At 70.5% G+C, this 26,213-nt stretch carries 22 protein-coding genes and 3 pseudogenes; 14 read left to right on the top strand and 11 right to left on the bottom strand.

The window, feature by feature from the left end; all coding sequences use genetic code 11:
* Positions 1 to 73 precede the first annotated feature (73 nt).
* Positions 74 to 1,315 carry an extracellular solute-binding protein gene (locus AB5J56_RS03265; protein WP_369229809.1) on the bottom strand — a complete coding sequence of 414 codons (1,242 nt, stop codon included), beginning with the start codon at positions 1,313 to 1,315 and terminating at the stop codon, positions 74 to 76.
* 56 nt (positions 1,316 to 1,371) lie between these two features.
* Positions 1,372 to 3,351, bottom strand: a complete 1,980-nt coding sequence (locus AB5J56_RS03260; protein ID WP_369229807.1) for a glycoside hydrolase family 127 protein — start codon at positions 3,349 to 3,351, stop codon at positions 1,372 to 1,374.
* A 239-nt stretch (positions 3,352 to 3,590) separates the two neighbouring features.
* Here AB5J56_RS03260 and AB5J56_RS03255 point away from each other — a divergent pair, with 239 nt between their 5' ends.
* Positions 3,591 to 4,607 carry a LacI family DNA-binding transcriptional regulator gene (locus AB5J56_RS03255; protein WP_369229804.1) on the top strand — a complete coding sequence of 339 codons (1,017 nt, stop codon included), beginning with the start codon at positions 3,591 to 3,593 and terminating at the stop codon, positions 4,605 to 4,607.
* A 395-nt stretch (positions 4,608 to 5,002) separates the two neighbouring features.
* On the opposite strand, the gene AB5J56_RS03250 is transcribed toward AB5J56_RS03255, so the two are convergent.
* The 7 genes from AB5J56_RS03250 to AB5J56_RS03220 form a co-directional block, all read right to left on the bottom strand.
* Positions 5,003 to 5,443: a hypothetical protein gene (locus tag AB5J56_RS03250; protein ID WP_369229802.1), complete on the bottom strand. Its 441-nt coding sequence runs from the start codon at positions 5,441 to 5,443 to the stop codon at positions 5,003 to 5,005.
* Positions 5,444 to 5,746: 303 nt separating this feature from the next.
* The gene (locus tag AB5J56_RS03245; protein ID WP_369229800.1) at positions 5,747 to 6,988 is read right to left on the bottom strand and encodes a serine hydrolase domain-containing protein; all 1,242 of its coding nucleotides are present in this window, start codon (positions 6,986 to 6,988) and stop codon (positions 5,747 to 5,749) included.
* A gap of 165 nt (positions 6,989 to 7,153) precedes the next feature.
* Complete coding sequence (locus AB5J56_RS03240; protein WP_369229798.1) at positions 7,154 to 7,636, bottom strand: hypothetical protein; 483 nt, start codon at positions 7,634 to 7,636, stop codon at positions 7,154 to 7,156.
* A 170-nt stretch (positions 7,637 to 7,806) separates the two neighbouring features.
* Positions 7,807 to 10,092 carry a helix-turn-helix domain-containing protein gene (locus AB5J56_RS03235; RefSeq protein ID WP_369229797.1) on the bottom strand — a complete coding sequence of 762 codons (2,286 nt, stop codon included), beginning with the start codon at positions 10,090 to 10,092 and terminating at the stop codon, positions 7,807 to 7,809.
* 99 nt (positions 10,093 to 10,191) lie between these two features.
* A complete protein-coding gene (locus tag AB5J56_RS03230) occupies positions 10,192 to 10,824 on the bottom strand; it encodes an alpha/beta-hydrolase family protein (protein WP_369229795.1) in 633 nt (210 codons plus the stop codon).
* A 19-nt stretch (positions 10,825 to 10,843) separates the two neighbouring features.
* Positions 10,844 to 11,488 carry a hypothetical protein gene (locus tag AB5J56_RS03225; protein WP_369229793.1) on the bottom strand — a complete coding sequence of 215 codons (645 nt, stop codon included), beginning with the start codon at positions 11,486 to 11,488 and terminating at the stop codon, positions 10,844 to 10,846.
* A gap of 116 nt (positions 11,489 to 11,604) precedes the next feature.
* Positions 11,605 to 12,096, bottom strand: coding sequence for a DUF1269 domain-containing protein (locus tag AB5J56_RS03220; RefSeq protein WP_369229791.1), 492 nt, complete (start codon positions 12,094 to 12,096; stop codon positions 11,605 to 11,607).
* Positions 12,097 to 12,358: 262 nt separating this feature from the next.
* Between AB5J56_RS03220 and AB5J56_RS03215 the strand changes: the two are divergent.
* The 3 genes and pseudogenes from AB5J56_RS03215 to AB5J56_RS03205 all read left to right on the top strand — a co-directional run.
* A pseudogene (locus AB5J56_RS03215) lies at positions 12,359 to 12,562 on the top strand (arginine-ornithine antiporter); the annotation flags it as partial.
* Positions 12,562 to 13,018 (top strand): annotated as a pseudogene (locus AB5J56_RS03210) (arginine deiminase family protein); the annotation flags it as partial. The pseudogenes AB5J56_RS03215 and AB5J56_RS03210, both read left to right, overlap by 1 nt.
* A gap of 321 nt (positions 13,019 to 13,339) precedes the next feature.
* Positions 13,340 to 13,480 carry a CPBP family glutamic-type intramembrane protease gene (locus AB5J56_RS03205; RefSeq protein ID WP_369229789.1) on the top strand — a complete coding sequence of 47 codons (141 nt, stop codon included), beginning with the start codon at positions 13,340 to 13,342 and terminating at the stop codon, positions 13,478 to 13,480.
* Between the two features lie 20 nt (positions 13,481 to 13,500).
* Here the strand turns inward: AB5J56_RS03205 and AB5J56_RS03200 are convergent, their stop codons facing one another.
* Entirely contained in the window at positions 13,501 to 14,691 is a 1,191-nt protein-coding gene (locus AB5J56_RS03200; protein ID WP_369229787.1) for a CaiB/BaiF CoA transferase family protein, read from the bottom strand.
* 221 nt (positions 14,692 to 14,912) lie between these two features.
* On the opposite strand from AB5J56_RS03200, the gene AB5J56_RS03195 reads away from it, so the two are divergent.
* Together AB5J56_RS03195 and AB5J56_RS03190 are read left to right on the top strand one after the other, a co-directional pair.
* Positions 14,913 to 15,566 (top strand): TetR/AcrR family transcriptional regulator, encoded by a 654-nt coding sequence (locus AB5J56_RS03195; RefSeq protein WP_369229785.1) that lies wholly within the window; start codon positions 14,913 to 14,915, stop codon positions 15,564 to 15,566.
* A 100-nt stretch (positions 15,567 to 15,666) separates the two neighbouring features.
* Positions 15,667 to 16,182: a MarR family winged helix-turn-helix transcriptional regulator gene (locus AB5J56_RS03190; RefSeq protein ID WP_369229783.1), complete on the top strand. Its 516-nt coding sequence runs from the start codon at positions 15,667 to 15,669 to the stop codon at positions 16,180 to 16,182.
* A 101-nt stretch (positions 16,183 to 16,283) separates the two neighbouring features.
* On the opposite strand, the gene AB5J56_RS03185 is transcribed toward AB5J56_RS03190, so the two are convergent.
* Entirely contained in the window at positions 16,284 to 17,234 is a 951-nt protein-coding gene (locus tag AB5J56_RS03185; RefSeq protein WP_369229781.1) for an alpha/beta hydrolase, read from the bottom strand.
* 364 nt (positions 17,235 to 17,598) lie between these two features.
* Here AB5J56_RS03185 and AB5J56_RS03180 point away from each other — a divergent pair, with 364 nt between their 5' ends.
* From AB5J56_RS03180 to AB5J56_RS03145, 8 genes and pseudogenes are all read left to right on the top strand, one after another.
* Positions 17,599 to 19,224 carry a subtype B tannase gene (locus AB5J56_RS03180; RefSeq protein ID WP_369242331.1) on the top strand — a complete coding sequence of 542 codons (1,626 nt, stop codon included), beginning with the start codon at positions 17,599 to 17,601 and terminating at the stop codon, positions 19,222 to 19,224.
* Positions 19,225 to 19,532: 308 nt separating this feature from the next.
* Positions 19,533 to 20,242, top strand: a pseudogene (locus AB5J56_RS03175) (NAD(P)-dependent oxidoreductase).
* Positions 20,243 to 20,373: 131 nt separating this feature from the next.
* Positions 20,374 to 21,024, top strand: coding sequence for a GntR family transcriptional regulator (locus tag AB5J56_RS03170; protein ID WP_369229779.1), 651 nt, complete (start codon positions 20,374 to 20,376; stop codon positions 21,022 to 21,024).
* 46 nt (positions 21,025 to 21,070) lie between these two features.
* The gene (locus tag AB5J56_RS03165; RefSeq protein ID WP_369229777.1) at positions 21,071 to 21,820 is read left to right on the top strand and encodes a PIG-L deacetylase family protein; all 750 of its coding nucleotides are present in this window, start codon (positions 21,071 to 21,073) and stop codon (positions 21,818 to 21,820) included.
* Positions 21,817 to 22,527 (top strand): 4-carboxy-4-hydroxy-2-oxoadipate aldolase/oxaloacetate decarboxylase, encoded by a 711-nt coding sequence (locus AB5J56_RS03160; protein ID WP_369229775.1) that lies wholly within the window; start codon positions 21,817 to 21,819, stop codon positions 22,525 to 22,527. The genes AB5J56_RS03165 and AB5J56_RS03160 overlap by 4 nt, the downstream gene beginning before the upstream one ends.
* Positions 22,524 to 23,636, top strand: coding sequence for a 4-oxalomesaconate tautomerase (locus AB5J56_RS03155; protein ID WP_369229773.1), 1,113 nt, complete (start codon positions 22,524 to 22,526; stop codon positions 23,634 to 23,636). Before AB5J56_RS03160 ends, AB5J56_RS03155 begins: the two co-directional genes overlap by 4 nt.
* A complete protein-coding gene (locus AB5J56_RS03150; protein WP_369229771.1) occupies positions 23,633 to 24,583 on the top strand; it encodes a VOC family protein in 951 nt (316 codons plus the stop codon). The genes AB5J56_RS03155 and AB5J56_RS03150 overlap by 4 nt, the downstream gene beginning before the upstream one ends.
* A gap of 252 nt (positions 24,584 to 24,835) precedes the next feature.
* A complete protein-coding gene (locus AB5J56_RS03145) occupies positions 24,836 to 26,152 on the top strand; it encodes an MFS transporter (RefSeq protein WP_369229769.1) in 1,317 nt (438 codons plus the stop codon).
* The last annotated feature ends 61 nt before the right edge of the window (positions 26,153 to 26,213 follow it).

Genomic DNA, 26,213 nt, shown 5'->3' with positions numbered 1-26,213 from the left:
CTGTCGGGCGGATCGGCGTGCCGGAACCCGCTGCTGCGGGATGATCCGCGGGGCAGGCCCGAGCCGCGTCGGATCAACCCTTGGAGGCCGCCGACTGGGCGGTGGAGAGGGCGGCCTGCGGGCTCTTGCCTCCGGACAGGGCCGACTGCACGGCGGTCCACAACGGCTGAGAGATCGTGGGGTACTTGGTGCCCAGGCCGCCACTGGTGCGACCGCGCGCCGCGGCCACGGCCGCCACCCACGGCTTCAGCTTCGGGTTCGCCTTGACCTGCTCGCTCTGCACGGCCGCCGTCGGCGCGACGTACGTCAGCGTGATGTCGGTGGGCAGCAGGTTCTTGTCGCTGGTCAGGCAGGTGACGATCTTCTTACTGACGTCATAGCGTGCGGTGTCCTTCTGCACCGGGACCGTCACGAACTCGCCGCCGGTCGGCACCGGCGCCGAACCGCCGTTCTGCCCCGGGATGCTGATGACGCCGTAGTCGAATCCCGCCTTGTCCGCGTTGCCCAGCTGCCAGGTGCCGTTCTCGCCGAACGCGTACTCCCCGGTGGCGAACTCCTGCCAGCTGGTGGTCTGCGTGTTCTGCAGGACGTCCTTGGGCGCGTAGCCGTCGCCGACCCAGCCCTTCCACAGCGACAGCGCGGCCACGCCCTTGGCCGAGTCGAGCTTGGTGAGGTCGCCGCCCGCGCCCCAGAACCACGGCAGGAACTGGAAGCTGCCCTCCTCCGTGTTGATGGCGGAGAACGTGATGCCCTTCTTCCCGGCCGCTTTGACCTTCTGCAGCGCGGCCGTCAGGGACGCCCAGTCCTTGACGGAGGCGGGGTCGACCTTCGCGGCCGAGAGAATCTTCTTGTTGTAGTAGAGGGCGAGCGTGTTGGCGCCGATCGGGACGCCGTAGGCCGCGCCGTCGAGGGTGCCGGCGCCGATGATGTTCTTCTGGAACGAGGCCGTGTCCAGGCCGAGGTCACTGGTCTTGTTGAGGATTCCGGCCTCCACCATCGTGGAGACGACCGGGTTGTCCACCAGCATCACGTCGGGCGCGTTGCCCTGCTGGGCGGCGAGCAGCGCCTTGTTGCCCAGGTCCGTCGTGTCGTACCCGGTGCGCTTGAGCTTGACGCCCGCCTCGGTGCCGCACTGCGTGACCCGCTTGCCCCAGTCGGAGGAGGCGTCGAACTGCGGGTACGGATCCCAGAAGGTGTACGTGCCCGGCTTGTCGGACGAGCCGGCGGAGTCGGAACCCCCGCCGCAGGCGGTGACGGAGGCGAGGGTGCCGACGGCGACGACGGCGGTCAGGAGGGTGCGGCGGGTGTGCCTCATTGCGGTGACCTCATTGTCAGGAAAGCTCAGGAGTACGGGCGGGAGGGGTGGTTGAGTCAGGAGGTGGGCAGCCAGACGCGCATGCTGCCGTCCTGCCGGTTGGCCCAGGCGTAGTAGGGGATCGCGGTCAGCTCGACCGGCTCACCGCCCTCCGGCGCGTCGGGCACGGACGCGGAGGACCGGTAGGGCCACCAGCCGGTCTCCGGGATCTCCCGGCGACGGCCGGCGGCGACGACCGTGGTGACACCGCCGAGCAGATCCGGGCGGTGCTTCACGGCGAGCGGCCGCGTGGTGTCGAGGACGATGTCGTCGAGGCCTCCGTCGGGGTGGTCGACCTGCTCCAGGCAGTACACGAGCGGACCGCGTTCGACGGCGACACATCCGCGTACGGCGTCCACGCGCGGGTCGGCCGCGGTCAGCCGGGGTTCGAGGCCCAGTTCCAGCACGATCTGGTCGCCCGGCGCCCAGCTGCGCTCCAGGCGCAGCCAGCCGTCCGTGACGGGGGCGTCGGTCTGGTCGTAGACCTCGGTGCCGCACCGCACCCGGTACTCGCGGCACCACTGCGGGACGCGCAGCGACAGCGTCCAGGGCCGGTCGGCGGGGGTCTGCTCGACGGTCAGGGAGATCACGCCGTGCCAGGGGTAGTCGGTCTCCGCGGCGAGGGCGACGGGCGCTCCGTCGAGCTCGGCGGCATAGCGGCCGGTGACGTACTGATGGATCTGCAGGCCCTGTCCGTCGCTCGACGACAGATAGTGCTCCAGGGAGGCCAGCAGCCGCATGACGTTCGGCGGGCAGCAGGCGCACTTGAACCAGCGGGTGCGGCGCGCCGACTGGTCGCCCCCGGTGTCCGTGTGGCCGTCGCGGACCTGGAGCGGGTTCACGTAGAGCCAGCGTTCGCCGTCCAGGGAGACACCGGCGAGGAAGCCGTTGTAGAGGGTGCGCTCGATGAGATCGCCGTAGCGGGCCTCGCCGGTGAGCAGGGCCATGCGCCAGCTCCACTGGACCGAAGCGATGGCGGCGCAGGTCTCGCAGTAGGCGCGCTCGTTGGGCAGCTCGAAGGGGTCGCCGAAGTCCTCCTCCTCGTGGTGCGCGCCGAGACCGCCGGTGAGATGGGTCTTCGTGGTGGTCATCGCCTGCCACAACCGCTCGGCTGCGGCGCGCAGTTCGGCGTCACCCGTCTCGGTGGCCAGGTCCGTCGCGGCGGCCAGCAGATAGAGCTGTCGTACGGCGTGGCCCTCGACGTCGGTCGCCTCGCGCAGCGGCACCCGGTCCTGGCAGTAGGCCTCGCCGCCGAGCAGCCCGTGGCCGTAGCGGTCGACGAAGTACCCGGCCAGATCCAGGTAGCGGCGCTCGCCCGTCTCCCGGTACAGCTCGACCAGGGCCGTCTCGACCTCGGGGTGGCCGTCGACGCCGTCGATGGGCCGGCCGCTGCCGGGCGGACCGAAGACGGAGTCGATGTTGTCGGCGAAACGGCGTGCCACGTCGAGGAGTTCACCGCGGCCGGTGGCCCGGTGGTGAGCCACCGCCGCCTGGATCAGGTGTCCCGCGCAGTACAGCTCGTGGCCCCAGCGCAGGTCCTGGTAGCGCTCACCGCCCTTGACGAGCTGGAACCAGGTGTTGAGATACCCGTCCGGCTGCTGGGCCCCGGCGACGAGGGCGATGATGCGGTCGACGTGTGCCCCGAGGTCCTTGGCCTGCTCCTGGGAGAGCTGCCAGGCCGCCGCCTCCAGCCACTTGTAGACATCCGTGTCCACGAAGGGGTACGCGCCCTGGAACTCGCCCGCGGCCGTGCCCGCCGCCAGCCGCAGGTTGTGCAGGTTTCCCGCCGACTCCAGCAGGTCCGGGCCCTGGGGGATGGAGGTGCGGGCGTTGGCCTCCCGGCGGGCGTGCCAGAAGCCGGTGCGTACGGAGGCGGAGGCGGGGCGCAGCGCGGCGTGGGCATCCGGGCCGAGGCGGACCGGGCCCACCGGGGTGCCGGCCCGCTCGGACGGAGCCGAGGGGTCGGGGGAGGGCACGGCGGAGCGTGTGCGGGGCATGGTTCTCCGGGAGAGTGGAGGGGCGGAACGTTGTTCGACAGGTCGGACGAGGAGCTTGTTTGAGCAACCGTTTTCCTGCCCCGAAAGTAGAGGGCTGGCGGGGGAGCCGGGTCAAGGGGTGCGCAGCAATATTTTTCCGTTACTCAAGGGCTGGAACTCGGGGATGGTGGCTGCAACCATGGGGAGATCGTTACCGTCGACAGCGACGTCAAGGACGACGTCAGGGAAAAGGATTGCTCGTGACCGTTGCTCCAGGTTCTCCTTCCGCCGGCCGGGCCAAGCTCGCGGACGTCGCCGCGCTGGCGGGCGTCAGCGTGGGCACGGCCTCGAAGGCGCTGAACGGCGGCGGGCGGATGCGGCCCGAGACCCGGCAGCGGGTGCTGGACGCCGTGGAGAGGCTCGGGTTCCGCCCCAACCAGCAGGCGCAGAACCTGCACACCGGCCGCAGCTGGACGGTCGGCCTGATGACGACGGACGGCATCGGCCGCTTCAGCACGCCCGTCCTGCTCGGCGCGGAGGACGCGCTCGGCGCCGGGAAGATCTCCGTGCTGCTGTGCGACACCCGGGGCGACACCATCCGCGAGCAGCACCACCTTCAGAACCTGGTGGACCGCCGGGTGGACGGCATCATCGTCACCGGCCGCCGGACCGACGCGCGCCCTCCGCTCAAGGGCATCGAGCCCATGCCCACCGTCTACGCGCTGTCGCCCTCCACCGACCCGGCCGACACCTCGGTGGTCTCGGACGACCGCGGCGCCCACCTCGCGATCGAGCACCTCCTGTCGACCGGCCGCACCCGCATCGCCCATGTCACCGGCCCCGAACACCACGCCGCCGCACGCGACCGCGCCCGGCACGCCGTCGACGCGCTGGAGCGCTCCTCGCTCGAACTCGCCACCGGCCGGGTCCACTTCGGTGAGTGGAGCGAGGCATGGGGACGACGGGCCGCCGACGCGATCCTGCGTACGGCACGGGACACGGACGCCATCTTCTGCGGCAACGACCAGATCGCCCGGGGAGTGGCGGACACCCTGCGCGAGCGTGGCCGCGACGTCCCCGGGGACATCGCGATCGTCGGCTACGACAACTGGGACACGATGGCCCTCGCGTGTCGTCCGCCCCTCACCACGATCGACATGGACCTCATGGAGATCGGCCGCATCGCCGCGCTGAAGCTGTTGGAGGCCATCGACGACGGCCCGGCCCCGGGCGTGCACACCGTCCCGTGCCGCCTGGTGGTGCGCGAGTCCTCATGACCACCGCCGCCTCAGGAAGGCGGCGCCGCTCCCTGCGGAGCTGATGCCGCCGGGTCCCGACTCGCGGGTGCCGTCCGGCTGTTCGGTCGAGTACGAGGAGCGGTGCGCCCGTGCGCGGATGCGGGTTCCAGGCAGGAACGCAGTGGGTGGGAGGCGGGTTTTGTCGACCCAGGCGTACTGCGGTTCCCAGGTGACGGGCGCGCGTTGACGCGCGGACGCCGGGGTGCGGGCGTGACCTTGCCCCGCGCGTTCGGGGCCACGATCCCGGCCCGGTCCGCGATCACGTACGCCAAAGCCGAGCAGGCAACCCTTCGGCCGACGTCGTCCCCGACGGGATCGTCGACCGGTTGTGCCTGCTCGGCCCGGCGTCCACGCAGGTGGACGGGTCGCAGAGCTCAGCGAGCCGGCCTGCTGTTTGCGGTGGCCACCCCGGCGGCGTCGAGGGCCGCGGTGATCTTGCTGGTCATGTCGGTCAGGATGGGGCTGGGCTCACCCTTGCGGGCTCGGACGGCCGTTTCGACGGCGACCAGGACCGTGCTGCGGAAGTTGCCGGCCTCCGTCGGGTCGGCCTTCTCGAGCAGGCCCATCGTCTGCGTCAGGGCCGGCAGCACCTGGTCGGCGATTGCGGCTACGGACGTGCCGTTCAGGTCCGCGCCCCGCTGCTTCTCGGCGAGCACGTGCCCGACCAGGCCCGTCGCGGAGGACAAGGCGATGGAGCCCGCAGTGGCGATCTTGTGCGGTGATCCGGTGGCGTCAGCGGCGGCCAGCAGCGAGATGGCGCCGTACGCGGCGGTCCGCAGGGTGTTCTTGTCCTGGTCGGAAAGGGTGATGGACATGGCGGTGTGCTCCCTTGGCTGAACGGGCGGATGGTGGATCCGGGAATGCGAGAACGCGGAATGCGGAATGCGGAATGCGGTCCTGTGGTGCGCGGGATATCCGGGTCGCTCAGGTCGGGATCGTCCGAGGGGATCTCTCGCCTTCGTCGATCCCGACCTTGGCTGACAGGGCCAGGGCCAGGGCCAGAGCCAGAGCCAGAAGCAGACCTCGCGGAAACATCGGCGGTTCGGCCGCACTGGGGCTGACCGATGGTGTCGCAGGTCGAGGGCGGCGCCTACCGGGACCGGGACGCAGGCTCGGTGTCAGTCGTCGAGGGCCTGGTAGAGCGTGGTCCAGAAGTCGTGCATGAGCCGCACCGGATCCGGGACGGACGCACCGACCTGGGTGAGCAGGACTCCGGTGAGTTGGTTGTGGGGGTCGGCGTACGTCGAGGCGCCGCTTCCCCCGTCCCAGCCGAACTGGCCGATGGGCGCGTAGTCACCGCGGTAGGTACGTACCGCCATCCCGAAGCCCCAGCCGCCGTGCTGGCCTTGGCCGAAGGAGATATGGACGTTGTTGGTGGCCAATTCGTGTCGGGCGGCTTGCTGCTCGGGCGTGAGGCGGTTGGTGGTCATCAGCTCGACGGCGGCCCGGGACAGGATCCGTTCGCCGCCGTGCATCCCGCCGTTGAGCAGCATCCGGAAGTAGGCGTGGTAGTCGTCGGCGGTGGAGTTCAGTCCGCCGCCGCCACCCTGGAACGCCGGAGGCGCGCTGTGGCGTCCCCCTTCGGCCTCGTCCCACACCTGGAACTCTCCGGTCTGCGGGTCGGGAGCGTACAGCGGCGGCAGCCGGTCCATCTTGTCGGCCGGCACGTGGAAACCGGTGTCCTTCATCCCCAGCGGGTCGAAGATACGCTCACGCAGGAACGCTTCGTACGACTGGCCCGTGACCCTGGCGACGAGCACGCCGAGCAGATCGCTGGCGATGTGGTACTGCCAGCGTTCGCCGGGCTGGTGCATCAGCGGAAGCTCACCCAGGCGGCGCATCCACTCGTCCGGCCCGGGCATCGGCTCCGGCAGATTGGGCGTGAGCCCGCGCTCGAAGATCACACCCATGATCGGGGTGCCCAGCGACGTCATATCCATGCCGAGCCCGAACGTGGAGGTCAGCACGTCCCGCACGGTGATCGGCCGTCGCGCCGGCACGGTGTCGTCCAGCGGGCCGTCGATCCGCTTCAGTACCTGCCGGTCGGCGAGTTCGGGCAGCCACTCCTGCACCGGGTCGTCCAGCCGCAGCCTGCACTCGTCAAGCAGGACCATCGCCGCCGAGGCCGCGACAGGCTTGGACGTCGAGGCCATCCGGAAGATCGTGTCCCGGCGCATCGGTGCGCCACCGTCATGGCGCATCGTCCCGAACGCTTCGACATGCGTCTCGTCGCCCCGGCTGAACAGCGCGACGAGTCCAGGAATCTTCCCGGACTCGACATGCCGTGCCAGTACGTCGCGCACGCGTTGGAGCCCTGTCTTGGAGAAGGCGTTGCGGTGGTCCGCGAGGGCGGTGGGCATGTGTGCTCCTTTGATTGAACGCACGGAAGGTGAATGCGGGAATGCGGGAATGCGGGAATGCGGGAAAGTGGTCCTGTTCGCGCCCGGGGCATCTGAATTGCTCAGACCGGTTCGCCCGAGGGGATCTCCCGCTCAGGCGACCGACCTTGAGGCCGGAGCGGATTGTCAGCAGCCGAGCCGGTCGGCGATCACTCCCAGCACTTGCTCAAGATCGCGTGACATGCGGGCTCGCAGGCCGAGCTCCGCGATCCCGGGCGCGAACCCCGGATGGTCGGGGAGAACCCGGTGGACGCGATGGGTCACCAGGGCACCTTCGGGAAAGGCGGTGACGGCGTGCACTCCGGCGTACCAGCTCTGCACCGCCAGCCTGGACCCGACCCGGTCCACCTGGATCTCCACCGGTTCCACCGGTCCGGCAAGCTCGGCGCGGTAGCCGTCGGCGCCGGACCCGGCCACGACGGTCATCGCTCCCTGTCGAGCAGCCGAAGCCCTGGCCAGCACCAGCAAGTTGTCATCGCCGACCCGCCCCTCGGCGACGGCGAGCAGGAGCGCGGCGACTGCTGCGACGGGTGCGGCGAGAGTCCCTCGCACTTCCCACCGGGCGGGCAGCGCGTCCAGTTCGGTGAGCAGGGAAGGCGTTGTGTGCATGGCGGAGAGCCTCGGCGCGGCGGCCTGTCCGGGACAACCCATGCCACGTCTTCCGGGACGGACGACATCCCGCCGGTACCCGGCTGACCTGCGCTGTCACGTCCGCCGACGGTCGCCTTCTCAGGTGTTCCGGGACGGGACGGGACACTTGGGCAACTCCTGGGACAGGTTCAGGACACCCGGGCCAGACCCGTACGCGCCGCCGACACCAGGTAGTTGACGCCGTGCGCGGTGGCGATCTCCAGCGCCGCCCGGAAGTGCCGCGCGGCGGCTTCGCGGTCGCCGGTGGCCAGGCATGCCTCCGCGTACGGGAGGCAGCTGCGCACCATCCGATGCGGCTCACCGGCCTCTTCGAGAATCAGCATCGCCTCGGCGTGCATGGCCGTCGCCTCCTCGGTGGCCCCGAGGTGGCGCAGGGCCACGGCGACGTCCGTGCAGCTGATGGCCTCGAAGACCGGATGGCGTGTCTCCCGATTGATCGCGACGGCCTGCTCGGCCAGGTCGAGGGCGGTCCGGGCGTCACCCAGGCCGAGTGCCGCCCGGCCGAGCACGTCCAGGCACATCCGCTGCTTCTGCCGGTCCAGCTCGCGCGCGGTCCCGAGCAGGGCCGAGACGACCTCGCGAGCCTCGCCGTGCTCTCCCAGCAGCACCAGTGCCCGCCCGAGGCGTACGCCTATGTACACGCGGACGGCGGCCTCGCGGGGTGGCACCAGACCGGTCGCCTGGCGCAGGAGTTCGATGGCGCCTTTGGCGTCAGCGGCGTACAGGCGGACCTCCGCCAGCTGTTCCATGGCCAGGACCTGGCCGATGATGTCGTCCTCCGCGGCCATCAGCACGCGGGCCGCCTCGAGCTCCGGCACCGCCTCTTCCAGCCGGCCCACCCGCAGCAGCGCGGCGCCCAGCAAGTACCGGTGAGAGGCGAGCACCCGGCGCTCGCCGAGCGCTTCGGCGGCGGGCATGCTGACTTCGAGCCCGTGGCACACCTGCGCCATGCCACCGCGCCGCCCGAGGGAGATCACGAAAGCGAACTGGCCGAGCCCGACCGCCGATGAGTCGATGCGCAGCTCCACGGCGAGCGAGAACGCCGCGGTGATGTTGGCCCATTCGGTGTCCAGCCAGTCGAGGGCTCCGTCATGGGAGAAGTCGGGAAGCGCGGGGGGCCGCTGCGACACGATGACCGGCACGGGGACGACGACGAGTTCGACCACCTCTGTCGCGGCAAGCATGCCACTCAGGTAGTAGTCGGCAAGGCGGGCGATCGCCGGTCCGGGGTCCGCCGCGGCATCCTCGGCACGGGCGGCCTGCCGCAGCAGGTCGTGCATCCGGTAACGGCCCGCCGCCGGCTCCTGCAGCAGATGGACGTCGACCAGGTCCTCCAGCAGGGAACGGGCGTTGGCCGGCGGGATCCCGGCCAGGGCCGCCGCGCCGTACGTGTCGATGTCCTCGCCCGGTACCAGCCCCAGCAGCCCGAACATCCGCCGCTGGGCGGAGTCGAGCTGCCGCAGCGACATCTCGAACACGTCGGACAGCGCCAGCTCGCCCTCGCGCAGCCGTTCCACCAGGGTGTCGAGCGTCCATGCGGGCCGGTGCCGCAGGCGCGCGGCGGCCACCCGGATGGCCAGCGGCAGGTTCCCGCATCGGCGCAGCACCTCGCCGACATCACCAGGACGAGCCCCGCCCGCCGATTCGACGAACAGCTCCGCCGCCTCCCGGGTCGACAGGACGTCCAGCGAGATCGGCTGGACGCCGTCCAGCTCCACCATCCGCCGACGGCTGGTGATCACGACGAAGCTCTGGCCGGCCCCGGGGAGCAGCTCACGCACGTGATCGGCGTCGGCGGCGTTGTCCAGCAGCACGATCGCGCGCCGCGTCGCCAGCTCCGACCGCCAGAGCGCGGCCCGCTCGGCGATCCCGTCGGGAATCCTGCCGGGCGGCATCCCGAGCGCGGCCAGCAGCACACGCAGTGCCTCCGTGGGTTCGACCGGCTCCCGGCCCGGAGTGAACCCGTGCAGGTCCAGGTAGAGCCGGCCACCGGGGAAGTCGGCGGTCAGCAGATGCGCGCCGTGTACGGCCAGAGCGGTCTTGCCCACCCCGCCCATGCCGTCGATCGCCACCATCGTCGTGTTCCGCGCGGCGCCGAGGAAGGCGGCCAGCTCCGCCCGGCGCCCGGTGAAGGCGGTGACGTCGTGTGGCAGGTCGTTGCGGACCGGCGCGGTGGCGGCGGTGCTCGTCTGGGGCTCGTCCTTGGCCCGCTCCCACACCTCACGCATCGCCCTGGGGTCACGACCGGCTGCCTTGCACAGCGCAACCACCGTCGGCCAGGGTGGAACGGCCTGGCCGGAGAAGTAGCGCGACAGTGAGGAGCTGCTGCCGCGGACGTCACGGGCCAGCTCCCGCAGACTTCGTCCGGTCAGGTCGCGCAGCTGCCGTAGCTGCCCTGCCAACTCCTCAGACACCCTTGCCCCCGTTCTCCAGCTGCACGCGCTGATCCTAGATGGACTGAAGTGGGCCGGGCAGTCTCGTTCGGATCAGTCGGTCGTCGGTCTGGGGCGCCGTCAACTGATGTGCGGTGGGCGAGAATTGAGCCATTGCTCGCTGTGGTGACGTCTGTCCTGTCGGAGAGGCGAAGGACGAGGACGCGGGCTCGACGGATACGACGACGCTACTGAGCGGCGAGATGTCCGTGCCAGGCGCCCGGTGTCCGTGCCGGTCCAGCCGGGCGGCCGGGTGATCCGCGCCCAGGCGCTGGTGGGCATCGCCCCGTAGCGGTGCCCGTACCCGTCAGGGACGCCGTCGAGGCCGGCGAGGTCGCAGGCGACCTGCCAGAAGGTGACCAGCGGGTACCAGCGCATGGCGGGGGAGACGTCGGGGGCTGGTGGCCGGTCCAGCCAGTCGGGCGGCGAGAGCGCCGAGCGTGGGCCGCAGGAACCGCCGCCCGCCCGGGCCAGGTGGGTGCCGGTTCGCCGGGCCAGAGCCCTCGTCGCGGCCTCCAGTACGGCGCCCACGGCGTACCCGACCGCGGCCGTCACGCCGGCGGTGAGGCCTTGCAGCCACCAGGCGCGCGGCAGCAGCGACGGGGTCAGGGACAGGCAGTAAAGGCGGTCGCCATCGCGGTCCCGCCCCAGGAAGGGGCACGCCGGACGACCCGGTTGGGGCCAGCATGGCGGCGCGCCCAGTCCTTGACGCAAGCCGGTGGTGGCATCTCGCTCAGTACCGCTGGGCCTTGGCGATCTCGGCGGTCAGCTGCGGCTCGGCGGGCTTCCGGCTGATGGCCAGCGGCTGGGCCTTCCCGCCGGGTTTCAGGTCCTGCGCGCCGACGTAGCGGGTCTCGGCGATCTTGCCGTCGGGATCGCGGAAGTCGACCTGCACCGCGTACGACGCGGTCTTGTCCGTCTTGTTGGTGATGTTCACGACGAGCACGAGCAGACCGCCCGTCTGGGACCGCGGTTTGCCGGTCAGCGCGACCTCGGACGTCGCGTTGCCCTTGCCGTCGACGCCCGCGAGTTCTTTCCGCGCGGCCGCGTTGGCGCGTTCGACATCGGCCGAGACCGAGGCCTCGAAGGCCGAGGCGGCGGCCGAGGCCGAGGATGCCGCGGCCGAGGCCGCCGCCTTGACGGACTCCTTCACGGACGCGCCGATCGACGCGAGCGCGGAGGGCGAGGTACCGGAGAACGACGCGGTGTCGGGCCCGGTCGGAGTCGGAGTGAACGACGAACCGCTGTCGCTGCCGCTGTCCGTACTGCACGACACGAGGGAGGCCGCGCCCAGCACCGCCGTGACGAGCCCGGCGATCGCGAACGTGACCGGGTGCCGGCGCCGCGGTCTTTTCCTCCCGGGTCCGACAACGCTCATGGCATACCTTCCTTTTCCTGTCGCATTTGTCGTTCTTATCGTTCTTGTCGTTCCTGTCGGGCAGTGGTTGCGGCCGCGGGGCCACGGAGGGCGGACGGGGAGGGCGCTACGCCGCCTCAGCCGGCCTGGCCGGCGAGGTGCTCGGCGAGTTCCTTCTCGTCCTCGTCCGTGAGCGACGTCTTCAGCACGGTGCCGCCGAACGGCTGCATGGCGGCGGCGAACTTGTCCTCGGTGATCTTCGAAGCCATGACCACGACGGCCGCCGAACCAGGCTTGAGAAGCGCCTGGACCTGGTCGCGGAACTGGTCGTCGATTCCCGACTTGGCGAGTTTGCCGAACAGTCCGCCGAACGCGGCGCCCGCGAGCAGCCCGAGGCCGGGCACCAGGAAGAGCAGGCCGAAGACCGTGCCCCAGAGAGCCCCTGACGCGGCCGAGACGCCGACGAGCCGGTTCGGGGTGTCGACGTGCGTCTTGCCCTCCTGGTCGACCGAGACGAGGGCGAGTCCGCTCAGGTTGACCACGAAGTCCTTCTGCAGCCCCTGGACGGCCTCGTAGGCGTTGTTGGCGACGTCCGGGTCGTCGTAGCCGATCACGATGAGTTCCGACAAGGCGTCCTCCTGGATACAGAAGCGGTCAGGTGCGCAGATTGACACCTTTTGACCAGACATATCCTGCATGCCGGTAGGTGAGTGGGCCACTCCAGGTCGCATCGCGGGGCAGGGCGCGCTCTCGGACGGCATCTGCCAGCGAGTGACAAGAAGTGCAGTACGTCATGAAATGCCGGAAGGTGTCACTGTTCATCGTTGCCCTCGACGACCTTGGGCGCCCAGGCAGCAACCGCCCCGCCGGATCGCACCGAGCAGGTGAAGCATGAGCCAGGCCGAGACCGCCGAGAGCTCCAGCGCTGCGTCGGTCGCGGCCAAGCTGACCCTGCCGACGCTGACCGCGATGGTCGTCGGCTCCATGGTGGGCGGGAGCGTGTTCTGCCTGCCGCGTCGCTTCGCCCAGGAGACCGGCGTCGCCGGCGCGCTCATCGCCTGGGTGATCGCGGGCACCGGCATGCTGATGCCCGCGCCGGCATGCCGAAGCTGCGCTCCGCGATGTACCTCGACACCGTCCTCACCTTCGCCGACCGCGACCTGGTGACGCTCTATCCGGCCATCATGGACGCGGTGCACACCTTCTCCCTGCGCCCCGGCGACAAGGCGCCCGGCATCGAGATCACCGACGAAGGCGCGCGCCCGTTCGTGGACGTCGTGGCCAAGGCGCCGGGGTCTGCCCAGGCTGCGCGTGGTGGAGAACGGCGGAGACGTCTACGCCTCCGAGCGCCAGCAGTGGGACAGCGGCAACGACGCCGTCGCCCTGGAGTCCGGGGTGGTCTTCACCCACGACCGCAACGCCCAGACCAACACACTGCTGCGGAAGGCCGGCGTCGAGGTCATCACCATCGTCGGTGCCGAACTCGGCCGCGGGCGCGGCGGCGGCCACTGCATGACCTGCCCGCTCATCCGCGAGCCCGTCGACTTCTGACCCCGAGCCCGATGGGCGACGTCGTGGATCCTGCCCACCGCGGTCGCTGTCTCCGCCGTGCTCATCGGCATCATGTTCTGGGCCGGTGGCCACTGGGCCGACATCGGCCTGGCCCGGGACACCCTGGGCAGTGGCCTTCGCTGGGCTGCCGCCCTCATCGGGATCGTCGCGGCCGGCTATCTGTGCGCGGGCCGTACTGCCCTTCACCCGCGGGCTGTTCGAGGACCAGCGGACCAGCGGACCAGCGGACCAGCGCGCTGAGCGGGGCGGAGGTTGCGCCCGGGTACTCGTCACGGTCACGCGATCTCCTCCAGCAGTACCGTGCCGACCGGAATCGTGGCCGACCTCGGCGCCGTGCTGTTCACCGCGGCGTCCGGCTGTCCGTTCTGCTACCTGCGCCACCGCAGCCGCAGCCTGCTCGCCCCGATGGCGCTGCACTGGGCGGCCAACGCCCTCGGCTAGGTGTTCGGCTTCCTGCTGCGTCAGACCACGGCGTCGGCGCGCAGCGCCTCGATGGCCTCGCGGCTTCGGCCGAGTTCCGCGAGGATCGCGTCGGTGTGTTCGCCGACGGCCGGTACGGGGTCCATGCGCGCGGGCAGACCCGCCAGGTCGGCCGGCGGGATCAGCGCCTGCACGGTCGCGCCGGGCACCTCGATCTCGCGCCAGCGGTCGCGGGCGGCCAGGACGGGGTGGTCGAGGAACTCGGCGACGGTGTTGACGCCGGCGCAGGCGATGCCGATCCCCTCCAGATCCTTCATGATCTCCTCGGCGTCGGAGCGCGCGAACCGCTCGGCGACGATGACGTTCAGTTCGGCACGGTGGGCCACGCGGTCGGACCCGGTGGCGAAGCGCGGGTCGTCGGTCAGCTCCGGCCTGCCGAGGAAGTGCGCGCACAGCGCCGCCCACTCGCGCTCGTTCTGGATGGAGAACAGCACGTCTCTGCCGTCGGCGGCGGTGTAGGTGCCGTACGGGGTGATGGTGGCGTGCTGAGTGCCCAGCCGCGGCGGCTGCTGACCGCCGTACCGCGTGTAGTACGCGGGCTGGCCCATCCACTCCGCCAGCGCCTCGAACAGCGACACCTCCACTGGGTGCGCCGTGCCGGTGGTGGCGCGGGTGAACAGGGCGGTGAGTACGCCGCTGTAGGCGTACATGCCCGCCGCGATGTCGGCGACGGAGATCCCGGTCCGGGCCGACTCCTCGGGGGTGCCGGTCAGCGACACCAAGCCCGTCTGGCACTGCATCAGCAGGTCGTACGCCTTGCGGTCGGCCCAGGGCCCGGACGTGCCGTAGCCGGAGATCGTGCACGGGATCAGCCGCGGGTAGCGGCGGGTGAGGGCGTCGGCGCCCAGGCCGAGGCGGTCGGCGGCGCCGGGAGCCAGGTTCTGCAGGAACACGTCGGCGCCGTCGAGGAGTTGGTGCAGGATCTCGCGGCCCCGCGGGTCCTTCAGGTCCAGCGTGAGGGACTCCTTGGACCGGTTGAGCCACACGAAATAGCTGGAGTGGCCGTGCACCGTCGTGTCGTAACGGCGGGCGAAGTCGCCCTCACCCGGCCGTTCCACCTTGATCACGCGGGCGCCGAGATCGGCGAGTTGCCGCGTGGCGTAGGGGGCGGCCACGGCCTGTTCGAGGCTGACCACCGTGATTCCGGACAGGGGGAGCTGCTGCACGGTCACGTGTCCTGTTCCTGTCGACATGGGGTCCTGTCGACAGGCCCTCTGCGCTGCTTTGTACGGGTCCGCCCGAACACCTGTCAACGGCAGGCCCCGGCCGACGCCGCCCCCGCCGTTGCGTAGGCTTCCTTCGCTGGAACCCGCCGGTGCGGTGGAGGACGTGCGGCGGCTCGAGGGACTGGCCGTCGCTCGCAGGCGCGCGAAGTCCCGGTGCGGTGGTGAGCATGGCGGGCAGGACGACGGTGCGGTCGGAGCAGGTCAACGCGACCAGGGAGCTGATCCTGACCGCGGCGGAGCGGCTCTTCGCGGAGAACGGGGTGTACGCCGTCTCGAACCGTCAGGTCAGCGAGGCCGCGGGCCAGGGGAACAACACCGCCGTCGGCTACCACTTCGGCACCAAGGCCGACCTGGTCCGCGCGATCGTCCGCAAGCACGCCGTGCAGATCGAGCGGATCCGTGCGCGCAGGCTTGCGGAGACGGGCGACTCCACGGACGTACGGGACTGGGTGGACTGTCTGGTGCGCCCGGTGCCCGAGCACCTGGCGGCCCTCGGCAGCCCCACCTGGTACGCGCGCTTCTGCGCCCAGGTGATGACCGACCCCGTACTCCAGGAGATCATGGTCGAGGAGTCCCTGTCGGCCCCGTCACTCCGGCCGATCATCGAGGGACTGAACCGCTGCCTGCCCGAACTCCCGGCCGACGTGCACGCCGAACGCGGCGCCATGTCACGCCAGTTGATCGTGCACATGTCCGCCGAGCGGGAACGCGCACTCGCCGAGAACACCCCCACACCCCGTTCCAACTGGCACGACACCGCCACTGGCCTGATCGACGCGATCGTCGGACTGTGGCTGGCGCCGGTCACTTCCCGCTCCTGACGGGGTCCAAAGGGTGCGGCGCTCATGTCCACACCACCGCGGCCAGGTGACGCGAGATGAACTTACTTGAGTTACGCAACGAGATGGTAAAGTGGTTCGTATGTCCACACCACCGCTGGGAGCCGGTCCCGCATCACCGGAAGTGACCGAGATCGAGCGGGCCCTGACCCGTGTCACGTATCTGGGCAGCCGGGCGCGCCAGCACGAGCGGTTGATGGCGCTGGCCGGGGTCCCGCTGGACCGGGCGGCCGTGGCGCTGCTGCGGCAGATCGCCGACGAGGAGCCGTTGCGCCCGGGGGAGCTGGCGAACCGTCTGGGTGTGGAGGCCTCGCACGTGACCCGGCAGGTGCAGCAACTGGAGAAGTCCGGGTATGTGACCCGCGTGCCGGACCCCGACGACCGCCGGGCTCAGCGCATCCAGCTGACGGACACCGGGCAGAGCGCCGTGGACCGCATCCGCGAGGCGGGTACCCGCGGTATGCAGATGGCCCTGGCCGACTGGAAGCCCGAGGATCTGCGGCAGCTGGCCACCCTCTTCCACCGCATGGTCGACGACTTCCTCGCCACCGCCGCCGAGTTCGACAAGGGCGCCACGGAGACGGCGGGCACCGCCTGATTCTGCGACGTGTCCTCGACGCCTCGGGTTGAGCTGCCGGAGCTCCGGCATTGAGGGACCTGGTCCTGGCAGGACCTGAGTGACGGCAGCGCCCGGCTCCCTCAAGTGGCGTCGGGCGCCCCGGCGTTGACGGCGCGCCGCACCTGACGGGCAATCAGGGCATAGACATGGCGGGCCTTTTCGTCGTCGTTGCCGTCGTACCCGTGGTCCGCCTCCGGTACGTCGTAGTGCTCGACCAGCGCTCCCGCCTGCCGAAGACGCTCGGCGTAGCGGACTCCCTCCGCCTTGAGAAGGTCGTACTCCGCCGTGACCACCAGGGCCGGGGCGATGCCCGTCAGGTCCGCGGTGTCCGACGGGTGCGCGGGCGACACGAGCCGGTCGGCCCGCTTCCGGGGGTCCGGCACGTACGACGAGTCGAAGACCTCGGCCATCCACGGGCGGAGCAGCGGCTTGGCGATGGCGGCATGCTTGTCCTTGGCGCTCGTCGCGAGATCGAGCGGGGGATAGTGGAGGATCTGGAGCGCGATCGAAGGGCCACCCTCCTCCAGGGCCTGGCGGGCCACGGCCGCGGCGAGGCCGCCTCCGGCGCTCTGGCCGCCCACGGAGAGCCGGCTGCCGTCCCAGTCGTTCTCCTTGCCGTGCGCGGCGACCCATCGGACGACCTCGTACGCCTGCCGGGGCGGTGCGGGGAACCGGTGCTGCGGGGCGACGGCGTAGTCCACGTTGATCACGACGACGCCCGCCTCCGAGGCGAGGAAACGGCAGAACGGGTCGTCGATCTCGGTCAGCGGCATGACGTACCCGCCACCGTGGAAGTTCACGTGCACGGGTGGCGGCGGTCCTTGCGTCTCCGGCCGGTACACCGTGACCCGGGCCGGGGCGACTGAGGTCGGGATCGTCAACTCGCTGACAGCGCGGGGGAATTCGGGAAAGCGGGCGTGCGACGACGCCGCGGACCCGCGACCACCCGGGCGTCGGTCCGCGAGCAAGGCGAGACGCTGCATCGCCTTGGCGGCGAAGGAGGCCACCGTGGGCCGGGCCAGGAGGGACATGTGGCTCCGTTCGGTCGAGTCCGCTTGATTGCCGAATGACTGCCGAGTTGATTGTCGAGTTCCATCATCAGGAAACCTGTTGATGGAACGGGTTGAAACTAACACAGCGGCGGGCCCTGAGGGCGGGCTGTCCCGTGAGTGAAATGCCTACTCCGCAAGTGGCCGCAATGCGGGCCCTGTTGGGGGTGTCCTGTGAGTGGCTATGGGAGTCCTGTGGAGTCAACAGAATTGTTGACAATCGAGAAGGGGGCCGCCTACGTTCGCAAGTGCAAGATCAGAGGGCCAGGCGAAGCGCGCCGGTCCGGAGTCGCGCAGGGGAGAGGCAACCGTGAAGCACAGGGCAGTGAAGCGCAGGACCGTCGTCATGGGGATCGGCGCGACGGCGGGCGTCGCGGCCATCGGCGGCATCGCCGTGAACGCCCAGGCCTCGGGCGAGAGCGGATCGACGTCCGCGGACGCCCTGGTGTTCGACAAGGACGCCTACACGGAACTGACCACGACCATCACCACGGACGCCGGCGACAAGACGGTGAAGTACCACTTCTACAAGGCCACCACCTACGTCACCGACCCGGTGGACGAGAAGTACCAGAGCCTGATCGTCAGCGTTCCGGTCGAGATCGACGGGAAGACCGTCGACGCGACCCACGCCCCGATCCTCTTCGCCAACTCGGTGGGCGGCTACATGCCCTCGTCCGTCGCGGACGCCACCGGCGTGGGCGCCGCCGGGATGACCGGCATCCCCGGCGGCGCGGGCGGCGGCGCACCCAGCGCCTCGACCAGCGCCTCCGCCAGTGCCTCGTCCACCGCATCCGCCGCCGCGTCCGCCAGTGCCCCGGCATCCACCGGCACGGGCGAGGTCGCGTCCGGCGGCAACGCTCAGGTGAACGCCCAGGGCGGGATGGTCAGCAACGCCAAGCTCGCCCTCGCGGCGGGATACGTAGTCGTGGAGCCGGGCGCACGCGGCCGCACCCTCACCGACGCGGACGGCACCTACTACGGCACCGCCCCGGCCGCCATCGTGGACCTGAAGGCCGCCGTACGCTACGTGCGCTTCAACAAGGGCCGCATCCCCGGCAACACCGACCGCATCGTCTCCTCGGGCACCAGCGCCGGCGGCGCGCTGTCCGCCCTGCTCGGCGCGTCCGGCGACAGCCCGCTCTACGACAAGTACCTCAAGGAGCTCGGCGCGGCCGACGCGAGCGACTCGATCTTCGCCAGCGGCGACTGGTGCCCCATCACCGACCTGGAGCACGCCGACATGGCGTACGAGTGGAACTGGGGCGGCAACAAGCTGAGCTCCGGCTCCCTCGTCGACCGGACCGTCTCCAAGGACCTGAGCACGGCGTTCGCCGACTACCAGGCCTCCCTCAAGATCCGGGCCAAGGGCTTCGGCGCCCTCACCGCGCGCAACCTCGACGACTACCTGCTGGAGACCCACCTCCAGCCATCGGCGACGACCTACCTCAAGTCCCTCTCGGACGCCGACCGTTCGACGTACCTGGCGAGCAACACGTTCATCACCTGGTCGGGCGGCAGGGCGACCTTCACCTGGGCCGACTTCCTCACCCATGTCGGGGCGCGGAAGAAGGACACGCCCGCCTTCGACGCCTTCGACCTCTCCGCGGGCGAGAACAACGAGTTCGGCACCGGCACCACCCAGGCCCGCCACTTCACGCTGTACAGCCTGCGGCACGAGAGCGGCAGCAGCGCCCGCCTCGACAGCGACCTGCCCGAGAAACTGCACCTGATGAACCCGATGCCGTTCATCAGGCAGCACAACCCGGGCCGCTCGAAGCACTGGTGGATCCGCGTCGGCACCAAGGACAGCGACACCTCGCTCTCGGTCGTCGCCAACCTCGCCGCGAGCCTGGAGCAGCTCGGCGACGACGTCAACGCCCTCTACTACTGGGACGAGGGCCACGGGTCGAACATCGACGCCGCCGACTTCATCACCTGGATCGGCAAGGTGACGGGCTACACCAAGTAACCCACCGCACATCACCTCGCCCCCTGGACGCGGTGTCCGTCCCGTCATACCGGGCACCGCCGGCCGCGGTGCCGAGCCCTCCCGTCTCAGTCAACGCGGGCTCGGTGCCGCGGTCTTCACCTGCGCCATGGTCGCAAACAGCCGGGGCCCCGCGGCCGACACGTACGGAACGGCGCACTCCGGTCCTGTGTCCGGTCGCCGTACCGGGCGACGATGGTCCCGACGAGTTCCAGGTGTCGGATGCTGCGTCCGCGCGACCGCACCGCGCAGCGGCGATCACCGCACAGCGAGGGCAAGAAGGTGACGACATGACCGGCAAACTCACCGTGAGCGTCCTGGGGACCGGGATCATGGGGGCCGCGATGGCCCGCAATCTGGCCCGGGCCGGACATGCCGTGCGGGCATGGAACCGCACGCGAGCCAAGGCCGAACCGCTGACCACCGACGGCGTCCAGGTCGCGGACACCCCCGCCGAGGCGGTGCGGGGTGCGGACGTAGTCCTCACCATGCTCTACGACGGTGCCGCCGCCCTGGAGACGATGCGGCAGGCGGCGCCCGCGACGCCGTGACACCCGTCTTCGACGCCGTCGGCACCCGCACGGTATGGACCGGCGAGGACGGGGCCCAGGGCAGCGCCACCCGTCTCAAGCTGGTGGCCAACAGCTGGGTGCTGGCCGTCACCCACGGCACCGCCGAAGTCCTGGCGCTGGCCAAGGGCCTCGGCGTGGACCCGCAGGGCTTCTTCGACATCATCGACGGCGGCCCGCTCGACATGGGCTATCTACGCGCCAAGGCCGGCCTGATCCTCAACGACGGCCTCACACCGGCCAGTTTCGCGGTGGCCACCGCCGAGAAGGACGCCCGCCTGATCGTCGAGGCGGGCGAGCGGCACGGCGTCCGCCTCGACGTGGCCGCGGCGGGAGCCGAACGCTTCCGCCGCGCCGCCGCCCAGGGGCACGGCGACGAGGACATGGCCGCCTCCTACTTCGCCAGTTTCGACGAGTCCGGGACGTCCTGAGCGTCACGGGTCCTCCTGTCATGCAGCGCAACGGCTTCCCTGAAGTGCATCAGCAATATGGAGAACAAAATTGTTGACAATCCTGTTGGCCTAGATTTAGGTTCGACAGGCACTCACTCAGGGAGGGCGCAATGCCGAAGGAAGCCCGTCCAGGCACCGGAGAGCAGGCCAAGCAGCACGCGCTCGCGCAGCTGCGGCAGGCGATTCTGCGCGGAGACATGGCACCGGCGCAGCGGCTGGTGGAGAACGAACTCGCCGAGCAGTTCGGTGTGACACGGGCCAGCGTCCGGGCGGCGTTGATCGAGCTGGAGTCGGAGGGACTGGTCGAGCGGATCCGCAACCGCGGTTCGCGGGTCCGGGTGGTGACCGTCGAGGAGGCGGTCGCCATCACCGAGTGCCGGATGGCCCTCGAAGGGCTGTGCTCGGCCAAGGCGGCCGTATCGGCCAGTGACGAGCAACTCACCGAGCTGGCCGACCTGGGCGCGGCGATGTCCAAGGCGGTGGCCGACGGCGAGCCGATGACGTACTCCGATCTCAATCACGAACTGCACGCCCGGATCCGGGAGTTCTCCGGCCAGGCCGTGGCCGTGGAACTGCTGGAGCGGCTCAACGCCCAACTGGTGCGCCACCGTTTCCAGCTCGCGCTGAGACCGGGACGTCCCCAGCAGTCCCTGAGTGAACACCTGGCCATGATCGAAGCGATCACGGCCAGGGACCCGCAGGCGGCCGAAGCGGCCGTCCGCGCCCACCTGGGCAGCGTGATCGAAGCGCTGCGCGACTGACAGGTCGCAGGCGGGCGCGCACCTGTCCAGCTAGGAGAGTTCACCAATGACGCATGGCAACGCGCCCGCCAACCCACGCTCCACACTGGTCGTCACCGCGCACGCCGGGGACTTCGTGTGGCGGGCCGGGGGAGCCATCGCCCTGGCCGCCTCCCGCGGCGAAAAGGTCACCATCGCCTGTCTGACCTTCGGCGAGCGCGGGGAGTCCGCCAAGGCCTGGCGCGAGGGCAAGTCCCTGGAGGAGATCAAGGCGATACGCCGGGACGAGGCCGAGCGGGCCGCCGCCACCCTCGGCGCCGAGGTCCGCTTCTTCGACGCCGGCGACTACCCGTTGGTCGCCACCGCCGAGCTGACCGGCCAACTCGTCGCGGTCTACCGCGAGACGCAGCCCGACGTCGTCCTCACCCACCCGGCCGAGGACCCGTACAACGGCGACCACCCGGCCGCCAACCGCATGGCGCTGCAGGCCCGCGTGCTGGCCCAGGCCATCGGCTACCCGGGCGAGGGCGAGATCATCGGAGCCCCGCCGGTCTTCTTCTTCGAGCCGCACCAGCCGGAGATGAGCGGCTTCAAGCCCGAGGTGCTCCTCGACATCACCGAGGTCTGGGACACCAAGCGCAAGGCCATGGAGTGCCTCGGCGCCCAGCAGCACCTGTGGGACTACTACACCGACCTCGCCGTACGCCGCGGCGTCCAGCTCAAGCGGAACGCCGGCCCGAACCTGGGCCTCGCCCACAAGACCATGGCCGAGGCGTACATGCGCCCCTACCCGCAGATCGCGAAGGAGCTGGCGTGAGCGGCATCGTCGTCACCAACCCGCCGAAGGCCGACGCGCACGACGTCGAGGCGCTGGCCGCCTTCGGCGTGGCCACCGTCAGCGAGGCGATGGGCCGAACGGGCCTGCTGGGCCCGGAGATTCGGCCCATCCAGCAAGGCGTACGTGTCGCAGGTACGGCCGTCACCGTGCTCAGCTGGCCCGGCGACAACCTCATGATCCACGCTGCCGTCGAGCAATGCGGCGAGGGCGACATCCTGGTCGTCACCACCACCTCCCCGTCCATCGACGGCATGTTCGGCGAACTGTTCGCCACCGCGCTCCAGCGGCGCGGGGTGCGCGGCGTCGTGACGAACGCGGGTGTCCGGGACACCCAGGAGCTGCGCGACATGGGCTTCGCCGCGTGGTCGCGAGCCGTCTCCTCGCAGGGCACCGTGAAGGCCACCGGCGGCTCTGTCAACGTCCCGATCGCCATCGACGGCCAGGCGATCCGCCCCGGCGACGTGATCCTCGCCGACGACGACGGCGTGGTCGTCGTCCCGCGCGAGCGCGCCCGCCGGACGGCCGAGGCGTCCGAGGCCCGCGAGGCCAAGGAGGCCAAGTCCCGCGCCGCCTTCCTCCAGGGCGAACTGGGCCTGGACCGCTATGGACTGCGCGACACCCTGGGGCGCCTGGGCGTGGAGTACCGGACCTACGAGGAGTACACCCGCGAGGGAGCGGGCTCGTGACCCGCGGGCCCGAGCAGCTGCGCTGCATGCTCCTGCGTGGCGGCACCTCCAAGGGCGCCTACTTCCTCGCCGGGGACCTGCCCGCCGACCCGGCCGCCCGCGACGACCTGCTGCTGCGTGTCATGGGCAGTCCGGACGAGCGGCAGATCGACGGCCTCGGCGGAGCGCACCCGCTGACCAGCAAGGTCGCCGTGGTCTCGCCCTCCGCCGATCCGCGGGCCGACGTCGACTACCTCTTCCTCCAAGTCGCCGTCGACCGACCAGAGGTGAGTTACCGTCAGAACTGCGGGAACATCCTCGCCGGCGTCGGCCCGTTCGCCGTCGAGCGCGGAATCGTCGCGGCGGGGGAGGGGCTTACCTCCGTACGCATCCGGATGGTCAACACCGGCGACCTCGCCACCGCGACCTTCCCCACCCCGGGAGGCCGGGTGGACTACACGGGGGACGCCGAGATCTCCGGAGTGCCGGGCACCGCCGCCCCCGTGGTGATCGAGTTCCCGGCCGGCACGAGTGCGTTGCTGCCCACCGGCAACGTCCGCGACGAGCTCGACGGCGTACCGGTGACCTGCGTGGACAACGGCATGCCGACCGTGCTGATCGCGGCCACCTCGCTCAAGGTCACCGGCTACGAGACGCCCAAGGACCTGGAGGAGGACCTGGCACTCGCCGACCGGCTGCGCGAGATCCGTCTCCGGGCGGGCCACTTGATGGGCCTCGGCGACGTGTCGGACACCACCGTGCCCAAGCTGACCCTGCTCGCCCCGCCCCGCAACGGGGGCGCGGTCACCACCCGCACCTTCATTCCCGTGCGCTGCCACACCTCGATCGGTGTGCTCGGCGCGGCCAGTGTGGCCGCCGGTCTGCGCATCGAAGGCGGGGTCGGCGCGGGACTCGCCTCGCCGTCCGCACAGAGTGACCGAATCCGCATCGAACATCCCACGGGATTCATAGACATCGAAAGTAGCCTCGGCGCCACTCCCGAAGGCCTGCCCGTCGCGCGCCGCACGGCCGTGGTCCGCACGGCGCGCAAGATCTTCGACGGCACGGTGTTCCCCCGGTCCGCCGAGACGGCACCGATCCCCGCACAACGCCCAGGAGGCCACAGATGACTCCGCCGCTCGGTGACATCGCCCATATTGGCCACGCCCAGCTGTTCACCCCGGACCTGGACGCCAGCGTCGCCTTCTTCACCGACTACCTCGGCCTCACGGTCAACGGACAGGACGGCGACAACGTCCACCTGCGGACCTTCGACGACTACGAACACCACAGCCTGGTGCTCACCGCCCGCGATCAGCCCGGCCTCGGCCGGCTCGCGCTGCGCACCTCCAGCGAGGAGGCCCTCCAGCGCCGGGTCAGGGCGGCCGAGGAGGCGGGGCGCTCCGGCCACTGGACCGAGGACGAGCCAGGCATCGGCAAGCTCTACGTCACCACCGACCCCGACGGTCACGAACACGCCCTGTACTGGGAGAGCGAGCACTACCGGGCCCCCGACGAGCTGAGGCCGGCGCTGAAGAACCAGCCGCAGGCCAAGCCCAACCGGGGCGTCGGTGTGCGCCGCCTGGATCACATCAACTTCCTCGCCGCCGACGTGCTTGCCAACGCCGAGTTCCAGGAACAGGTGCTCGGCGCCCGGCCCACCGAGCAGATCCGGCTCGACACGGGGAAGATCGCGGCCCGCTGGCTGACGTACACGAACAAGTCGTACGACGTCGTCTACACCTCGGACTGGACGGGCTCCACCGGCCGACTGCACCACATCGCCTTCGCGACCGACACCCGTGAGGACATCCTGCGCGCCGCGGACCTCGCCATCGACAGCGGTGTGTTCATCGAGACAGGGCCGCACAAGCACGCCATTCAGCAGACGTTCTTCCTGTACGTCTACGAGCCCGGCGGCAACCGCATCGAGCTGTGCAACCCGCTCACGCGTCTGGTGCTGGCCCCCGACTGGCCGCTGATCACCTGGACCGAGGAAGAGCGGAAGAAGGGGCAGGCCTGGGGCCTGCAGACGATCAAGTCCTTCCACACGCACGGCACACCACCCGTCGACTGAAATCAGCCATACACGGGGGTGGGCGGCACACGGCTGTGTGCCGCCCACCCCTCTTCCACCTGCGGATTCAACGCGAATTCGGCGTCATGGCGCGGGTGTCTGGATTGTTGCTGAGATTGTTGACAAAAGTGTTGACGTTTTTCTTCCGGGTCCTTAGCGTCAAGCGCATCATCGGGTCGGCCGCACGAGCCGCGCCGCCCCTTCCCCCTCATCCCCTCCAGGGACCTGCCTCCCGGACGAGAGGACACAACGATGTCTCCCTCCCCCGCTCCCGCGCGCGGCGCAAGACTGGCCGTGCTGGTCGTCGGCCTGTGCTGGCTGGTCGTCCTGTTCGACGGCCTCGACATGTTCATCTACGGCTCCGTGCTGCCGCACATGCTGGAGACCAAGGCGCTGGGCATCACCCCCGGCAAGGCCGGCGACGTCGGCTCCTACGCCACGTTCGGCATGCTGATAGGCGCCCTGTCCTCCGGCACCGTCAGCGACTGGGTCGGCCGCAAGAAGACGATCATCGTCTCCACGGCCGTCTTCTCCCTCGCCTCCGCGGTCTGCGCCTCCGCCGCCAGTCTCGACGTGTTCAGCCTCGGCCGCTTTCTCGCCGGCCTCGGCCTCGGCGGGCTGCTGCCCAGCGCGATCACCCTGGTCACCGAGTACGCCCCGCGCGGCCGCGGCGCCCTGATCGTCGGTTCCCTGATGACCGCCCACCAGGCGGGCGGCATCGTCGCGGGCTTCGTGGCCCTCGGCACCGGCGACTGGCGTGTCTCCTTCTGGATCTGCGTGATCCCGCTCTTCATCGGCGTCCCGCTCGCCGCCAAGTACCTGCCCGAGTCGATGGCCTTCCTCCAGGCCAAGGGCCGCACCACCGAGGCACGGGAACTCGCCGGCCGCTACGGCGTCGAACTGGCCGACAAGGACGGACGGCGCCCGGCCGCCGCCGACCGCTGGAGCGCGCTCACCGCGCTCTTCCGCGGCGGACTGTGGGTGCAGACCCTGCTCTTCTGGCTGGCGTCCTTCGGCGGACTGCTGCTCGTCTACGGCGTCTCCCAGTGGCTGCCGTCGCTGATGAAGGCCAACGGCTACAACACCGGCTCCTCGATCGGCTTCGTCATCGTCATCAACCTCGGCGGCATCGTCGGCATGCTGATCGGCGGCCGGCTCACCGACAGGTTCGGCGGCTCGCGCATCGCCGCGATCTGGTTCGGCGTCACCGCCGTCGGCGTCTACGCCCTCAGCGCCCACATGTCGCTGGCCCTCACCTACGCCGTCGTCTTCCTCACCGGCCTGTTCCTCTTCAGCGCCCAGGCGATGATCTACGCCACGGTCGCCGCCCACTCCGACGCCGAGAACCGCGCCACCGCGGTCGGCTGGACCTCAGGCATGGGTCGCTTCGGTGCCGTCTTCGGCCCCTGGCTCGGCGGCCAACTGCTCGCCACCGGCTCGACCACCGCCGGCTTCACCGCCTTCGCCGTCGCGGGCGTCTTCTCCATGGTCATGGTCAGCCTCACCGGTCTGCGCGCCCTGGCCCAGCCCCAGCAGAGCAGCACGCCCCAACTGACGACCACCGGCTGAGGCCGCCGCCCGGGGAACGCGCCGCTCCTCGAACGCTGAACCGTGCGGGCCGAGCTGAGGC

Source organism: Streptomyces sp. R21 (assembly GCF_041051975.1).
In the GTDB taxonomy this organism is placed as follows: domain Bacteria; phylum Actinomycetota; class Actinomycetes; order Streptomycetales; family Streptomycetaceae; genus Streptomyces.
The sequence above is the reverse complement of the archived record's forward strand: the minus strand, read 5'-3'. Positions and strand labels throughout refer to the sequence as shown.

Coding starts and splice junctions, on each gene's coding strand:
- AB5J56_RS03225 (WP_369229793.1), bottom strand. CDS start 11,488: ATGAGCGTTGTCGGACCCGGGAGGAAAAGACCGCGGCGCCGGCACCCG.
- AB5J56_RS03190 (WP_369229783.1), top strand. CDS start 15,667: ATGTCCACACCACCGCTGGGAGCCGGTCCCGCATCACCGGAAGTGACC.
- AB5J56_RS03165 (WP_369229777.1), top strand. CDS start 21,071: ATGACGCATGGCAACGCGCCCGCCAACCCACGCTCCACACTGGTCGTC.
- AB5J56_RS03185 (WP_369229781.1), bottom strand. CDS start 17,234: ATGTCCCTCCTGGCCCGGCCCACGGTGGCCTCCTTCGCCGCCAAGGCG.
- AB5J56_RS03180 (WP_369242331.1), top strand. CDS start 17,599: ATGGGGATCGGCGCGACGGCGGGCGTCGCGGCCATCGGCGGCATCGCC.
- AB5J56_RS03250 (WP_369229802.1), bottom strand. CDS start 5,443: ATGTCCATCACCCTTTCCGACCAGGACAAGAACACCCTGCGGACCGCC.
- AB5J56_RS03265 (WP_369229809.1), bottom strand. CDS start 1,315: ATGAGGCACACCCGCCGCACCCTCCTGACCGCCGTCGTCGCCGTCGGC.
- AB5J56_RS03170 (WP_369229779.1), top strand. CDS start 20,374: ATGCCGAAGGAAGCCCGTCCAGGCACCGGAGAGCAGGCCAAGCAGCAC.
- AB5J56_RS03150 (WP_369229771.1), top strand. CDS start 23,633: ATGACTCCGCCGCTCGGTGACATCGCCCATATTGGCCACGCCCAGCTG.
- AB5J56_RS03195 (WP_369229785.1), top strand. CDS start 14,913: ATGGCGGGCAGGACGACGGTGCGGTCGGAGCAGGTCAACGCGACCAGG.
- AB5J56_RS03240 (WP_369229798.1), bottom strand. CDS start 7,636: ATGCACACAACGCCTTCCCTGCTCACCGAACTGGACGCGCTGCCCGCC.
- AB5J56_RS03245 (WP_369229800.1), bottom strand. CDS start 6,988: ATGCCCACCGCCCTCGCGGACCACCGCAACGCCTTCTCCAAGACAGGG.
- AB5J56_RS03145 (WP_369229769.1), top strand. CDS start 24,836: ATGTCTCCCTCCCCCGCTCCCGCGCGCGGCGCAAGACTGGCCGTGCTG.
- AB5J56_RS03260 (WP_369229807.1), bottom strand. CDS start 3,351: ATGCCCCGCACACGCTCCGCCGTGCCCTCCCCCGACCCCTCGGCTCCG.